Source organism: Saccharospirillaceae bacterium, assembly GCA_022448365.1.
Classification (GTDB): Bacteria; Pseudomonadota; Gammaproteobacteria; order Pseudomonadales; family Oceanobacteraceae; genus Bacterioplanoides.
In genome coordinates this window covers 47,248-61,626 of the sequence record JAKVCS010000005.1, presented here as the reverse complement: position 1 = coordinate 61,626, position 14,379 = coordinate 47,248, and the positions used below count along the sequence as shown (strand labels likewise).

Below are 14,379 nucleotides of genomic sequence, written 5' to 3'. Positions count from 1 at the left end.
GTAGCATGACTAAACTGATTTTATCCCTCGACGGTGGTGGCGTTCGTGGGGCCGCCACCACTGAGTTCTTAACCCGTGTGGAGAAAGAACTAAAACGTGAGGGAAGAAACCTGCGCGATGAAGTCGATTTTTTTGCTGGTACCAGCGCTGGTGGCACCATCGCTTTGGCATTGGCAACGACCGACAAAAGCATGGAAGAAATTGATGAGTTGCATGGTGGTCATACGGCGCAGACGTTATTCTCAAAAAGCAGTCGCTGGCCTTTTGTTCCCGGTATTCTACGACCCAAATATACCCGCGCCGGTAAACTCGATGTATTAAATCAGATATTGGGTGATGCCTATTTAGGCGATGTTAGGTCAGATAAAGCGGCTCTGGTGGTGACTTACGGCATACATAACCGTAAACCGCTTGTCATTAAATCGACCAATGCAGCACATCGTTCGATGTCATGCCGACAGGTTGTTGATGCGACGTCAGCAGCGCCGACGTATTTCCCAACCGCCGAGCTGAATATTAATAATCAGCAGGCCTGGCTCATTGATGGTGGTGTGATTGCTAATAACCCGACCATGTGTGCCATTGCCGAAGCCAAAAGATGGTTTCAGACCGCCGTTGATGACTTACGGGTGTTGTCGATTGGTACCGGTTATTTAACCGAGCCATTAAACGGTAAAGTGTCTCAGAAGTGGGGTGCTATTCAGTGGGCATTAAAGGGACAGATTATCGATATATTATCTGACCAGCGTATTGCTGCTTATCAGGCGTTAACTTTGTGCAAGCCGGGTAATTATATCCGGGTGAACAGTGAGCTGGTGAAGCAACCGGGTTTAGCTAATCCACCGGTTCAGGCGATGGATTGTGTCACTTCAGAGAATATTCAGCGTATTCGTGACCTCGGTAAGTTCTGGTTTGACCAGTATGGTGAGCAAACCGTGCAACTGATTCTGAATCAGTATCAGGGGCCATCGCTGGATTATATTGATCCTGTAAGCGGTAAACCGATCCATGTCTGACTCGTTATTGGAACGGACCACAAAAAAGCCCGCTGCAGTACAACTGAGCGGGCTTTTTCAGTAGCGACATTCATCGGTACATAAATTAGCTTACGGTGCGATGGAGTTCTCTTCTTCTCCTTCATCGTCGCCCCGACTCTTTACAGTACGCGAGAACAATACGCCAATTTCAAATAATAAGTACATCGGCAGCGCCAGTACCGTTTGGGAGATTACATCCGGCGGTGTTACCAGCATGCCGACAACAAAACAGCCGAGGAAGATATACGGACGCTTTTCGCCCAGAGACTTTACCGTCGTCATACCGGTTAATACCATCAGGAAGGTCGCAATCGGAATTTCAAAAGCGATACCAAAGGCAAAAAATATCTTGAGAATAAAGTTGAGGATATTGGTGATATCCGGCAGAAATGAAATACCTTCCGGTCCGGCGGCGGTAAAGAAACCAAACACCAGTGGCAGCACCACGTAATAAGCGAAAGCGATACCGGCATAAAACAAAATCACTGAAGAAATCAGTAAAGGAATTCCAAATCGCTTTTCATGTTGATACAGACCCGGGGCGATAAACGACCAGATCTGAAACAGAATAAACGGTATTGATAATAAAACGGCCAGTACCAGCGTCATTTTAAAGGGGACTAAAAAGGGGGATGCAACACCGGTTGCAATCATGTTGCCCGTGTCAGGCAGCAGTGTCGATAGTGGTTCAACCAGGATCAGATACAGATCGTTGGCAAAATAAAACATACCCAGAAATAGCGTCAGCACCACTAAAACAGATTTCAGCAGGCGGTTACGCAATTCCACCAAATGGGTAACGAGGGGTTGTTCCTGATCGCTCATGAAGGTTTGGATTCGTTAGCAGCTGGCTGGTCGCTGGCGTCTTCGTTTTTGCTCTCAGTCGCACTGGCAGCCATTTTTTCTGTTTGATCGTCGTCCATAAAGGTTGCATACGGGTCTTTCAGTTTTTCCCGCAACTCTTCGGTACGAGCGTGGCGCTCCAGATCGTCCTGGATGTTGCTCATGGTACGACGCACTTTACCAATCATCAGCCCGAGGCTGCGTGCCGCTTTAGGCAGTCGCTCCGGTCCCAGTACCAGAAGGCCCAGGATGGCAACCACCATCAGCTCAAGAAAACCAATGTCGAACATCAGGCTTTATCTTGCTTATCGTTCTTTTCGGCAGTCTTCTCAGCGGCTTTTTCCGTAAAATCCGCGTCTTTTTCCAGCGCTTCACCTTTCTCGTGGGTCAGGTTTTTTGCTTCTTCGTCTTTTTTCTCGGCGGGTTCATCATTCATGGCTTTCTTAAAGCCTTTGACCGCACCACCTAAGTCACCACCCAGTGAACGCAGTTTTTTCGTACCGAAAATCATGATGACGATGGCCAGAACGATTAACAGTTGCCAGATGCTGATACCACTTAGCATGGGATTACCTCTTATTTTTCTACTCTGATGAGTTTATTCAATCGTTTAAAATCCCGGCAGGCGTTTACCGCCGAGAATATGAAAATGCATATGAAAGACTTCCTGGCCACCTTCAATACCTGTGTTGGTGACAGTACGGAAACCCGTTAACCCCTGCTGCGCTGCAATTTCAGGTATTTTCAGCATCAGGTGTGACATCAGTTCCGCATCTCTGTGGCTGAGGTCGTTCAGATTCTCAATATGGCGCTTCGGAATCACCAATAAATGGGTTTCTGCCTTTGGGGCAATATCGTGAAACGCCATCAATCGTTCATCCTGATATACAATCTTGGCCGGAATCTCTTCGGCAACAATGCTACAGAACAAACAATCGGTGAGTGAGCTCATACGAATCCACTGTTTTAATCTTTTGCTGTACGGGACGCTTTTTCTTCCAGCCCGGAAATATCAAAACGACGCGCCAGTTCTTCGAGCACCACTTCCGGGCGCTCATCCAGCTTCGCCAGTGCTACCAGACTATGAAACCACAAATCGGCGGTTTCGTAGATCACATCTTTGTTATCGCCGCTGATTTCTGCGTCTTTAGCGGCCAGAATGGTTTCAGTGGCTTCTTCGCCGACTTTTTCCAGTATCTTGTTCAAGCCTTTGTGATAAAGGCTGGCTACATAAGAGGAATCTTTGGAGGCGCCTTTGCGCTCTTCCAGAATATCGCCCAAAGCAGAGAGAATATCGCTCATAGCTGTTTCAGTTTCATTAACTCAGTGAATGTTGGTTCTAGCTTAATAAATATCTTTCGGGTCTTTTAACACCGGTTCGGTGGCAATCCACTGGCCGTTTTCATACACCTGATAAAAACAGCTTTCTCTGCCAGTATGGCAGGCAATGCCACCAACCTGTTCAACCTGCATCACAATGACATCAGCATCACAATCGAGGCGCAGTTCATGCAGTTGTTGGACATGGCCGGACTCCTCGCCTTTACGCCATAGCTTCTGGCGCGAGCGGGAATAGTAAATCGCGCGGTTTTCCTGTGCGCTCAGCTCCAGCGCCTCGCGGTTCATCCAGGCCATCATCAGAATGCGACCACTTTTATGATCCTGGGCGATTGCTGGCACTAAACCATCGCTATCCCATTTCACAGCATCTAACCAGTTGCTCATTGTGTTCTCTTGCTCTGTTACTGCAGCGACTACGGCAGGCTCTTTTGCTAATTATGGGTAGCAAAAGAGGAAAATCAGGTGATGCAGGATACCCCAAGGCGATCAAATGCGGAAGTTATCTGCCAGCATGATGGAATAACAATCAAGCGGCTAAGCCGAGTATGGCATCAGGATTTAATCAGCAGCCACAACAGGCCTGCACCGGCCACGCTCAGACCTGCTATTTCAGGAAGCCCGAGGACATAAGTTTGCCACCACAGGAACAACCCCAGGCCGGTGGTCAGCCCACCAAGAATATGATGACGTTTTTTCTGACTTTGTTTTTCCAGTTCGAGTCGCAGCTGAGTGAGCTCTGACTGCAAGGCCTGCTGGTTTTCGTCCATGTGATTCAGGCGCGACAGGGCGCCGTGTACCAGTCCGGGAATCTGAGGTGCTTTTTCGATCCAGCCAGGGAGCTGACGCTTCAGTTCTTTAAAGGCGGCTTTCGGTCCAAAGCGATCGCGCATCCAGCGTTCCAGATACGGTTTTGCAGTCGTCCATAAATCCAGCTGTGGATAAAGCTGACGACCGAGACCTTCAATATTCAGCAGGGTTTTTTGCAGCAGCACCAACTGTGGCTGCACTTCCATATTAAAGCGACGGGCGGTGCTGAATAGCTGGATTAACACCTGACCAAAAGAGATCTCGGCCAGAGGTTTATCAAATATTGGCTCACATACGCTGCGGATCGCAGCGGCGAATTCATGGACTTTGGTGGTGGGTGGAACCCAGCCAGAATCAATATGCAGCTGCGCAACCTGATGATAATCCTGATTAAAAAATGCCAGCAGGTTCATCGCCAGATAATGCTGATCCTCTTCGGTGAGAGTACCAACGATACCACAATCAATGGCGATGTATCTGGGTGACGACGGGTTTTCACGAGAAACGAAAATATTACCCGGGTGCATATCGGCGTGGAAGAAACTGTCCCGGAATACCTGGGTGAAAAAGATTTCAACACCACGCTCTGCCAATAATTTCATATCCGTATTCTGAGCATTCAGCGCCGCGATATCGGCAACGGGAATGCCATAGATACGCTCGCTCACCATGACTTTACTGCGGGTGTATTCCCAGAATATTTCTGGCATGTACAGAGAGTCAGAATCTTCAAAATTACGTTTTAACTGGGTCGCATTGGATGCTTCGATTTGCAGGTTTAATTCGCCATAAATGGTGTGGCGATAGTCTTCGACCACTTCCAATGGTTTCAGGCGTCGCGCATCAACAGAGTACTTCACCAGCATACGCGCCATCAGCTCGAGCAATTGCAGGTCTCGTTCGATGGTGTGTTCGATACCAGGACGTACAACCTTTACCACAACTTCGAGGTCGCCATGGCCGCTGTCTTGTGGCAAACGAGCGACATGTACCTGAGCAATAGACGCAGACGCGAGGGGTTCGACGGAGAATTCTGAAAACAGATCGTGTATTTTTTTACCCAGTTGATCTTCAATCACGGCGATGGCCTGGTTGTTATCAAACGGCGGTACATTATCCTGTAAGCGACGCAACTCGGACACAATATCGTCCGGAATTAAGTCCGGGCGGGTCGACAGGATCTGACCAAACTTAACGAAAATCGGACCCAGAGATTCCAGCGCTAAACGCAATCGTGCACCGCGGCTCAGTTTGCTTGGTACCGGATTTAAGCGCCAGGGCGCCAGCCATAGTGCAATCCGCAGTGATAATGGCAGTTGCTCAACCGGTACCAGACTGTCGAGGCGGTATTTAGTGAAAATAAAAAGAATTTTCCACAGTCGCCATAGGTTGGCCATAAAGGAAAGCCCTGAAATAAATTAAGACGGGTCTGCAGGTGAATCGCACTGACCATCCTGCTGACGGGTTTGTTGTGACTTTATAGCGCGTTTGGCGACTAACACATCCAGGCGTGCCTGCAATCGGTCGCTGGCAAGGCGTAATTCGTCAACCTGATCGGCAAACTCTGCCAGCAAGGGCTCTGGCGTGACCAGCTGTGCCTCGTCTTCGAGATAATCTTTGGCGGCCATCTGATAGCTGTCACCAGTGGACTTATGCCACTTCATCAGGTTGCGTACATGCTGGCCAATATGATGCGCCATCATGCTGCCGGTCAGCGGCTGAATCAGTGCTTCCCAGTCGATATCGAGATTTTGCACGACTTTGGTCAGGCGAATCGACAGCTCAGTATCGCCGTCCATATCAATGCCGCTGTTAATCAGCTGATTGGCTTTGTTATCGGCTTTCGCCAGGGCAATAAAATCGGTCAGTGAGCCTCGCATAATGACATCAGCCGTCGCGGCATTATCGAAGCTGAAACTCACACCACTATCCAATAGCCGTACATAAAGCGGAGTGAAGTCATTAACCTCAATGCAGACCAAACAACCTGAGTCCGCGGCGATGGTTTTCAGCGCTGCACCGTCATGCTGTAGCAGTTGATTAACCGATAATTCCGCGGGTAACAATACGGCCTGAGACAGCATCATATTGTTGCTCAGGCTGGTTAACAGCGATTCAAACATGGGCATCCGCTACGGTTTGATACCACGGTGCAGAGCAACCACACCACTGGTCATATTATGGTAAGAACAGCGCACTAAGCCGGCTTCTGCCATCATGCTTTTCAGAGTCTCCTGATCCGGATGCATGCGAATGGATTCGGCCAGGTACTTGTAGCTTTCAGAATCGTTGGTAACAACTTTGCCCATGAATGGCAATGCAGTGAAAGAGTACAAATCGTAGGCTTTGCTCATCAGCGGATTGGTCGGCTTGGAAAATTCCAGCACCAACAAACGGCCGCCTGGCTTCAGCACGCGCGTCATGGAACGCAGGGCTTTGTCTTTATCAGTGACATTACGCAGACCAAAGGCAATGGTAATGACATCGAAGGTATTGTCTTCAAATGGCAGACATTCCGCATTGGCCTGAACGTATTCAATATTGCCCACATAACCCTGGTCGGTCAGGCGGTCGCGACCCACGTTCAGCATCGACGAGTTAATATCGGCTAATACCACACCGCCGTCTGGTCCAACGATCTTAGAGAACTTTTTCGTCAGATCACCGGTACCACCTGCCAGATCCAGTACTTTGTCGCCTGGGCGGACACCACTCATATCAATGGTGATGCGCTTCCACAGACGATGAATACCAAACGACATCAGGTCGTTCATTACATCGTATTTCGCAGCTACTGAGTGAAACACGTCGGCCACCATGGCCTGTTTCTTCTCAGTATCAACAGTTTGATAACCAAAGTGAGTCTTGTTGTCTGACATGCTGACCTTCTCTGCTGGTCGCTGGCCTGTATTGACCACAGGGCGAGCAAAATGGAAATTGCAGGCATTTTACCCAGCTGGCTGGCGAATGTCTTGTGCTGAGTCAGCACCCGGGATGATAGTGAGCGCAAGGTTGACGCTATTGCACCTAGGCGGGCGAAATTACTTGAGGCAATGTGCTCGGTAATGAAACAGAAGCAATCAAACAAGGTACTCCTATAATGTTAATGATGAATAAAATTGTCACTTTGGTGTTCTGGCTACTGGCCGTTATTGCCTGGGTTCAGGGTTGGCAGGATTGGTTGGGCTTATTACCGACCATTGCATTAGCGGTAGCCGGGATTCATGTGTTGGAGGTGGTTTACTTCTGGGTTGCGCTCAAAGATCGGAGTACTAATCCGGCTTCAGATGCGTTGCAGATTTTTATTTTTGGCATCTTCCATATGCAACGCTTCATTAAACAAGAAACGACCTGACTTTGCTGGCTCACAACATCTAACTCAGAAATTGATTTCAAGCTGGATGGCGGCATTATAACGGGAGTTATGTGGCGATAGAGGTGTCTGGTTTATGTTACGAATAATCAAAAAAAACGGGACTCAAGGTCCCGTTTTTTACTGATGATTTATTGTCAGTTATTAGCCAACCAGCCATTCAGCACTGTAATGTCGTTCTCATTCAGAGTGCCGGCATAGAACTTCAGGTTTAACAGGTTAGCGATGTAATCGTAACGGGCATTCGCGTAATCACGTTGCGCCTGGAAAAGATTACGCTGGGCATTTAACACTTCTACGATGTTACGGGTACCCACTTTATAACCGGTTTGAGTTGCTTCCAGTGCGCTCTCTGCAGACACAATCGCTTGTTTGCGCGCTTTGATATTTAACACATCGGTTTTAACTTTACGGAACAAGCTACGAATATTCTGTTTCGTACTGCGACGCTCGCTTTCCAGATTGTATTCTGCGGCTGCATATTGTTTAGCGGCCTGCTTGCTCTGGCTGTATAAAGAGCCGCCAGCGAGCAAAGGAACAGACACCTGTACACCGATTACTTTGGTGGTTTGGTTGTAGACTGAATCGTTATTGAAAAACGGTTGGCTGCCTTCGGTGTAGCGAGCAACTAAGTCAACTTTGGGAAGATGATTCGAGCGGGTAGCATTACGCTGCAGGCGCACACTGTTTTTATTGGCTTCTGCCAAGCGTAGGCCTGCATACTTGGCGAGACCGGATTCTACCCAGGCATCAACGGTCACAGGTTCCGGCATTTCCATTGCAACTTCGGCGCGCAGTGGAGATACGTTATCGAAACGTTGACCGGTTAATTGCTCCAGCGCCTCGTAGCTGATATCCAGACTGGCTTCCTGCCCCAGCAGGTTGACGTAGGAAAGGTCATACCCTGCCTGAGCTTCATGTACATCGGTAATGGCAATCAAGCCAACATCGAAGCGTTGCTTGGTTTGCTCCAGCGAGCGCTTAACCGCTTTCTCTTCGGCTTGTGCCGCAGAGAGGTTGTCTTGGGCACGTAACACATCAAAGTACGCTTTTGCTGTACGGGTCAGTAATTGTTGTTCGGCCAATTGTAATTGTCGAGCTGCGGCATCGTCGCCAGCGCTAGCGGCCTGATAGGTATACCAAGAGTTCAGGTTGAACAGAGTCTGGGAGGCTGATACTTCAAAAGTTTCTTGTGTGTAATCTTTATCTTTCGAAGCACCCGGAGAGGTTATCTCACTGTTTTCAACATCAATGTTATTGATTGAGTAACTCAGATTGGCATTCGGCAATAAGGCCCCCCGAGCTGCGCCGACACCGTAACCACTGGCTTCCCGAGTGGCGCGAGCCGCAGCAATCTCAGCGTCGTTGCTGGCTGCTTGTTGATAGATGGTGCTAAGGTCGGCTGCATTGGTCAGGCTGGAAGCCAGGATTGCAACGCTCAGAGTCAGTAGTTTCTTCATATTAGTCGGGCCTTCGGCAGCCAGGTGAATGAAATTTCGTTGATTTTAACAGATTAAATGTCGCACAAATTGCGGTTATTGTTCCACTCATAATAACAGACTGTGCAGTTTCTCAATAAAATGCCGGTTAAGGTAATATTCCAATTTCTACAACATTTTTCAGGTCAGGTTATGAAACCAAAGCAAACTTCAGTACTGACTGAGCCTCAGTATAGTCAGGAGCAAGTCGAGATCGTAAGTAAGAAACGGTCATTTAATGGTTTTTTTGCAATTGATACTCTTGTGCTACGCCATAAGCGCTTTGATGGAAGCTGGACGAACAATTTCACCCGTGAATTATTTGAACGCGGCGAATCCGTTGGTGTACTGCTATACGACCCGGATAAAGATTGTGTTGTGTTGGCAGAGCAGTTTCGCATTGGTGCCTTGGCAGATGAGCGTACTCCATGGGTGCTGGAGTTGGTCGCTGGTATGGTTGAGCCGGGCGAATCTTATGAAGACGTTGCCGTTCGTGAAACGGAAGAAGAAGCCGGCTGCCAGTTTTACAAACTAATGCCGATTTGTAATTACTGGGTGTCTCCAGGTGGCACCAGTGAGTGGGTTCAGCTGTATTGCGGTTTCATCAACAGTGAGGGCGTTGGTGGAATCCACGGGTTGGGGCAGGAGAATGAAGATATCCGTTTGCATACGCTCGATTTTGATCAGGCTTATCAGGCGGTTATCACGGGTGAAATTAATAATGCTGCGACCATTATGGCGTTGCAGTGGCTGAAAATTCATAAAGCCGAGATCTTAGCGACTAAAGAGGTATAGAAAGGCTGACATTTAGCTGAATTTATTCTTTGTCTGGCACTGGTCTGGGCCTTTCGTTAGTCTGCGGATAGTAATCTCTATGCAATACGATTCGGAGTAAAAAATTGTTGCGCAAAAAACGTTATGTGCCCGATTTGCAGGAGTTATCGACCCTTGCGGAGAAAAACTACATGCGCTTTTTTAAACTGTTTCCTGAAATGGAAGCGGGCAGCGAGCGTGCGTTCGTCATCAGTAATGTCGGTGATCATCAGGCGCGCATCATCATGCGGGTTGAAGAGGTTCACCCATACACCACGATGCTACAGATTATCCAGCAGGGATTGAGCCCAGAGTGGATTCAGCCGCCAAGAATGCAGGTGCGTCTCTACCATGATGCAAATATGGCAGAGGTGCTAAGCTATCAGAATGAAAAGCGGTTTGAAGGGCGCTATCAGTATCCTAACCCAACCATGCGGATGCCAGACGAGAAATTACAATTGAATCGCTTCCTGGCCGACTGGCTGGATCATTGCTTACAATACGGTCATATCGATACGCCGTTTGCATTCACCCCGGACCTGTCGTAACCGGAGTAATGACCGTTTCAGGCCGGTATCCAGTGTGAAAAGCCGTTAATTAAGGTGACTGAAGTAAGTTTTTGTGAACTTGATCCCTGTTGTGTTGTGGCGGCTCGGTTTAAAGTGGAAGTGACTACCATAAAAGGGAGTGAGTGCGATTTGTTTGCGCTGAATATAGATGGGCCGGTCCGATTGGTTCAGATAACCGATACGCATCTGAACGGTCCGGAAGATGGTCACTTATTAGGTATGAAGACGCTGCACAGCCTGCGGTGTGTGCTTGATATTGTGCGCAATCAGCGTGACGTTATTGATGCTTTTCTGGTTACCGGCGATTTATCTCAAGATGGCTCTCTTCAGGCTTATCACCACTTGCAGAATGAACTGCGCCCGTTTGATTGCCCGTCTTTCTGGCTCGAGGGTAATCACGATTACCCGGAAAACATGATTGAGGCTGCCCGCGGATACGAGCATCTCGATCGGGTAATCCGCACCTCCCATTGGCAGATCATTATGCTGAACTCTCAGGTCGTGACAAAAGTACATGGCTATCTGGAGCAGGATCAGTTGGATCTGTTGCAGCAAGCTTTATCTGAGCGTCCGGACCTCCACTCCTTGGTCTGTTTCCACCATCATCCGATTGATATGGGCTGCAAATGGATCGATACCATTGGCGTTAAAAACGCTGATGAATTGTGGCGCGTGATTGACCAGCATAAAAATGTGCGCGCCGTATTATGGGGGCATGTTCACCAGGACAGTGACCAGATGCGCGGGGATGTGCGGTTGATGTCCACCCCGTCAACCTGCATTCAGTTCGAACCCAAAACTGAAGATTTCTCGATTGATCAGGTTGCCCCTGGCTATCGCTGGTTAGATTTGAACCCGGATGGCTCGATTGACACCGCGGTTAGTCGGGTTGAAGGCATCGAGTTTGAAGTCGATTATTCCGTTAAAGGCTATTAACGCGCCAACGTCTGAGGAATTCTCTTGAGTGCTTGTCTTTATTTACATGGTTTTCTGAGTTCGCCGCAGTCTCAGAAGGCACGGCAGCTTGTGTCCTATTTTGAACATTTACCGGCCACAGAGCTGGTGATTCCGGCATTACCATTCGAGCCAGCCGCTGCCATTGCACTGGCCGAGCAAACTCTGCATCAGCTGCAACAGGATCATGAACAGGTATACCTGATCGGCAGTTCTTTAGGCGGGTTTTACGCAACGTATCTGGCGGAAATGTATGGTCTTCCGGCCGCGCTGATCAATCCGGCAGTCAGACCATTCGAGTTATTCGCCGATTATCTTGGTCCGAACACTCATTTTTATACGGGTGAAGTGCATGAGCTGACCATGGAGCATATTCGTCAGCTTCAGGCGCTGAATATTGATCCGCTTCAACGATCGGAAAATTTGTTGCTATTACTGCAAACCGGTGATGAAACACTGGATTATCGCCAGGCTGCGCAGCTTTACCGCGATTGTCCTTCGTGGACTGAAGGCGGCGGTAACCACAGCTTTGAAGACTTTATTAGCCGTATGCCAATGGTGCTGGAGTTCGTACGCCGACATTACAACTCTGCTGAATAGCCGCTAACCTGGCATGAATCACTGCGAGGCTCTGGAAAATCAGACAGAGCCATCGGTATACTCGCTATCTGATTTTTATACCCGACCTTTTAATAATAAGCGTCATCCTGTTTCAGAGGTTTGAATGTCCAAGCAATACACGGCGTCTTCGATTGAAGTCTTAAGTGGTCTTGACCCGGTTCGTAAGCGTCCCGGTATGTACACTGACACCACCCGGCCAAACCATTTAGCCCAGGAAGTTATCGATAACTCGGTGGACGAAGCGTTAGCGGGCCATGCCAGTACCATTGAAGTGACGTTACATGGCGATGGTTCCATGACGGTATTGGATGACGGCCGCGGTATGCCAACCGACATTCACCCGGAGCATGGCGTTTCTGGTGTTGAGCTGATTCTGACTCAGTTACATGCTGGCGGTAAGTTCTCCAACGATAATTATCAATTCTCCGGTGGTCTGCACGGTGTTGGTGTTTCTGTTGTAAACGCGTTATCTAAAGTACTGGAAGTCACCATCTGGCGTGATGGTCAGGTGCAACGTATCGGTTTCCAGAACGGTGATAAAGCGCTGGATCTGCAGGTGGTGGATACTTGTGGTAAAAAACGCAGCGGCACCAGTGTCCGCTTCCTGGCGGATCCTCAGTATTTTGATTCTGCCAAATTTTCTGTTCCCCGCTTAAAACACGTATTACGTGCGAAAGCGGTTTTATGCCCTGGCCTGCGAATTAAGTTTAATGCACCGAATGCTGAAGACAGTGCCGAGTGGTATTACGAAGACGGTTTAAACGATTATTTAAAAGTCAGTTCTACCGGCTACGACGTCCTGCCAGCCGAACCGTTCACCGGCAGCATGACCGGCGAAACCGAAGGTGTGGATTGGGCGGTGCAGTGGCTACCGGAAGGTGGCGAGTTGTGTCAGGAAAGTTACGTTAACTTAATTCCAACAGCGCAAGGTGGCACTCATGTAAACGGCTTTCGTTCCGGCCTGTTAGATGCCCTGCGAGAGTTTTGTGAATTCCGTAATTTATTGCCGCGTGGTGTGAAGTTAACTCCAGACGATTTATGGGAGCGTTGCTCTTACGTATTATCGGCCAAGCTTGCTGACCCACAATTTGCCGGACAAACCAAAGAACGTTTATCGTCGCGCGAGGCTTCGTCGTTTATTTCTGGTGTAGTCAAAGATTCCTTTGCTTTGTGGTTAAACGAGCACACCGCAGAAGCGGAATTATTGGCGGAGATGGCAATCTCCAGTGCCCAAAGCCGGTTACGCAAATCGAAAAAAGTCGCGCGTAAAAAGATCACTCAAGGACCAGCACTGCCCGGCAAGTTGGCGGATTGTACCGGTCAGGATGGCGAACGCACGGAACTGTTTCTGGTGGAGGGTGATTCGGCTGGTGGTTCCGCTAAACAGGCCCGCGATCGTGAATTCCAGGCGATCATGCCTTTAAGGGGTAAAATCCTGAATACCTGGGAGGTGGACTCCGGTGAGATTCTCGCCTCGGAAGAAGTTCATAATATCGCCGTTGCGTTAGGTATCGACCCGGCTTCGGATAATCTCGATGGGTTACGTTATGGCAAAATCTGCATTCTTGCCGATGCCGATTCCGATGGTCTGCACATCGCAACGTTGTTATGTGCCTTGTTTGTACGTCATTTCCGCAAGCTGGTGGCGGAGGGCCATGTGTATGTAGCGATGCCACCGCTGTATCGTATCGATGTCGGTAAAGACGTTTTCTATGCTTTGGACGAGGCGGAAAAAGCCGGGGTATTAGAGCGCATCAAAGCCGAGAAAAAACGTGGCAAAGTGAACGTCCAACGTTTTAAAGGTCTGGGTGAAATGAATCCGATGCAGCTAAGAGAAACCACCATGGATCCCAATACCCGTCGTTTGGTTCAGCTGTCATTGGAGCCGGGTGACGGCACCAACGAATTAATGGATATGCTGCTGGCGAAAAAACGTGCGTCGGATCGTAAAAGCTGGTTAGAAACCCGTGGCAACGAAGTTGATATTGCCTGATTCGGTTTAGTCCTCCTCAGTTTATTGAACAAGCCCGGTTTTTAACCGGGTTTATTTTTATCGTTGTTAAGGTTTTATTCACCTTGCCTCTGTAAAATCACCTGTACTTTTCTCAAACTGGAAATTTCTATGCGAAGTATTTTCCTATTGGCGATGATCGTTATGTCGGGTTGTGCCCGGCTTGATAGCGTTCAGATTGGCTCAATCGATCAGACTCAGGGGGATCTGACTCCGATCTCAGTACGTTTCAGCGAAACTGGTTTTGATGCAGCAGCAACCGCTGAAATTGGTCGTACGTTATCGGATGGTCAGAATGCAGAATACTTTGAAGATCTGCGTACCATTCTTTCCCTGATGAACATGGGGCCACGCACTGGTAATCCGGTTTACGACGACACATATGCTGAGAATCTGCTGACTTATCTCCGAAACGAATGTGATAGCGGAAAAATCACCGGTATTCGCGCCATTCGTGAAGCTAAAACTGCCGGTCCGGTTTCTGGTGAGATTGTGGGCATTGACGCTTTTTGTATCCGCAACTCATAACGAA

18 protein-coding genes are annotated in these 14,379 nt (G+C 48.7%); 8 read left to right on the top strand and 10 right to left on the bottom strand.

The genetic code is table 11. The annotated features are described in order from the left end of the window. Positions 1 to 5: 5 nt before the first annotated feature. A complete protein-coding gene (locus MK185_14235; protein ID MCH2041783.1) occupies positions 6 to 1,016 on the top strand; it encodes a patatin-like phospholipase family protein in 1,011 nt (336 codons plus the stop codon). Between the two features lie 90 nt (positions 1,017 to 1,106). Here MK185_14235 and tatC read toward each other — a convergent pair whose 3' ends face one another. The 9 genes from tatC to ubiE all read right to left on the bottom strand — a co-directional run bounded on the left by tatC (position 1,107) and on the right by ubiE (position 6,907). After that, positions 1,107 to 1,862 carry a twin-arginine translocase subunit TatC gene (tatC, locus tag MK185_14230; protein MCH2041782.1) on the bottom strand — a complete coding sequence of 252 codons (756 nt, stop codon included), beginning with the start codon at positions 1,860 to 1,862 and terminating at the stop codon, positions 1,107 to 1,109. Further along, positions 1,859 to 2,170, bottom strand: a complete 312-nt coding sequence (gene tatB / locus MK185_14225) for a Sec-independent protein translocase protein TatB (GenBank protein ID MCH2041781.1) — start codon at positions 2,168 to 2,170, stop codon at positions 1,859 to 1,861. Before tatB ends, tatC begins: the two co-directional genes overlap by 4 nt. Beyond that, positions 2,170 to 2,445, bottom strand: coding sequence for a Sec-independent protein translocase subunit TatA (gene tatA, locus MK185_14220; GenBank protein ID MCH2041780.1), 276 nt, complete (start codon positions 2,443 to 2,445; stop codon positions 2,170 to 2,172). Before tatA ends, tatB begins: the two co-directional genes overlap by 1 nt. Positions 2,446 to 2,490: 45 nt before the next feature. Further along, on the bottom strand, positions 2,491 to 2,832 hold the full coding sequence (locus tag MK185_14215) for a histidine triad nucleotide-binding protein (protein MCH2041779.1): 342 nt from the start codon (positions 2,830 to 2,832) through the stop codon (positions 2,491 to 2,493). Positions 2,833 to 2,846: 14 nt separating this feature from the next. Beyond that, entirely contained in the window at positions 2,847 to 3,182 is a 336-nt protein-coding gene (locus MK185_14210) for a phosphoribosyl-ATP diphosphatase (protein MCH2041778.1), read from the bottom strand. Positions 3,183 to 3,224: 42 nt separating this feature from the next. Further along, a complete protein-coding gene (hisI, locus tag MK185_14205; GenBank protein ID MCH2041777.1) occupies positions 3,225 to 3,605 on the bottom strand; it encodes a phosphoribosyl-AMP cyclohydrolase in 381 nt (126 codons plus the stop codon). Positions 3,606 to 3,772: 167 nt separating this feature from the next. Then, on the bottom strand, positions 3,773 to 5,425 hold the full coding sequence (gene ubiB, locus MK185_14200) for a ubiquinone biosynthesis regulatory protein kinase UbiB (GenBank protein MCH2041776.1): 1,653 nt from the start codon (positions 5,423 to 5,425) through the stop codon (positions 3,773 to 3,775). A gap of 21 nt (positions 5,426 to 5,446) precedes the next feature. Further along, positions 5,447 to 6,151: an SCP2 sterol-binding domain-containing protein gene (locus MK185_14195; GenBank protein ID MCH2041775.1), complete on the bottom strand. Its 705-nt coding sequence runs from the start codon at positions 6,149 to 6,151 to the stop codon at positions 5,447 to 5,449. Positions 6,152 to 6,160: 9 nt separating this feature from the next. Next, positions 6,161 to 6,907: a bifunctional demethylmenaquinone methyltransferase/2-methoxy-6-polyprenyl-1,4-benzoquinol methylase UbiE gene (ubiE, locus tag MK185_14190; GenBank protein ID MCH2041774.1), complete on the bottom strand. Its 747-nt coding sequence runs from the start codon at positions 6,905 to 6,907 to the stop codon at positions 6,161 to 6,163. Between the two features lie 221 nt (positions 6,908 to 7,128). Here ubiE and MK185_14185 point away from each other — a divergent pair, with 221 nt between their 5' ends. Then, entirely contained in the window at positions 7,129 to 7,383 is a 255-nt protein-coding gene (locus MK185_14185; GenBank protein MCH2041773.1) for a DUF1145 domain-containing protein, read from the top strand. Between the two features lie 155 nt (positions 7,384 to 7,538). Here the strand turns inward: MK185_14185 and MK185_14180 are convergent, their stop codons facing one another. Further along, on the bottom strand, positions 7,539 to 8,861 hold the full coding sequence (locus tag MK185_14180) for a TolC family outer membrane protein (GenBank protein MCH2041772.1): 1,323 nt from the start codon (positions 8,859 to 8,861) through the stop codon (positions 7,539 to 7,541). 171 nt (positions 8,862 to 9,032) lie between these two features. Between MK185_14180 and MK185_14175 the strand changes: the two genes are divergently transcribed. From MK185_14175 to MK185_14150, 6 genes are all read left to right on the top strand, one after another. Next, the gene (locus tag MK185_14175; GenBank protein MCH2041771.1) at positions 9,033 to 9,674 is read left to right on the top strand and encodes an NUDIX domain-containing protein; all 642 of its coding nucleotides are present in this window, start codon (positions 9,033 to 9,035) and stop codon (positions 9,672 to 9,674) included. A gap of 104 nt (positions 9,675 to 9,778) precedes the next feature. Further along, positions 9,779 to 10,240: a DUF1249 domain-containing protein gene (locus MK185_14170; protein ID MCH2041770.1), complete on the top strand. Its 462-nt coding sequence runs from the start codon at positions 9,779 to 9,781 to the stop codon at positions 10,238 to 10,240. Positions 10,241 to 10,390: 150 nt separating this feature from the next. After that, positions 10,391 to 11,197 carry a 3',5'-cyclic-AMP phosphodiesterase gene (gene cpdA / locus MK185_14165; protein MCH2041769.1) on the top strand — a complete coding sequence of 269 codons (807 nt, stop codon included), beginning with the start codon at positions 10,391 to 10,393 and terminating at the stop codon, positions 11,195 to 11,197. Positions 11,198 to 11,287: 90 nt separating this feature from the next. Beyond that, positions 11,288 to 11,815 carry an esterase gene (locus MK185_14160; protein MCH2041768.1) on the top strand — a complete coding sequence of 176 codons (528 nt, stop codon included), beginning with the start codon at positions 11,288 to 11,290 and terminating at the stop codon, positions 11,813 to 11,815. A gap of 124 nt (positions 11,816 to 11,939) precedes the next feature. Further along, complete coding sequence (gene parE / locus MK185_14155; protein ID MCH2041767.1) at positions 11,940 to 13,829, top strand: DNA topoisomerase IV subunit B; 1,890 nt, start codon at positions 11,940 to 11,942, stop codon at positions 13,827 to 13,829. 129 nt (positions 13,830 to 13,958) lie between these two features. Next, the gene (locus tag MK185_14150) at positions 13,959 to 14,375 is read left to right on the top strand and encodes a hypothetical protein (GenBank protein MCH2041766.1); all 417 of its coding nucleotides are present in this window, start codon (positions 13,959 to 13,961) and stop codon (positions 14,373 to 14,375) included. The last annotated feature ends 4 nt before the right edge of the window (positions 14,376 to 14,379 follow it).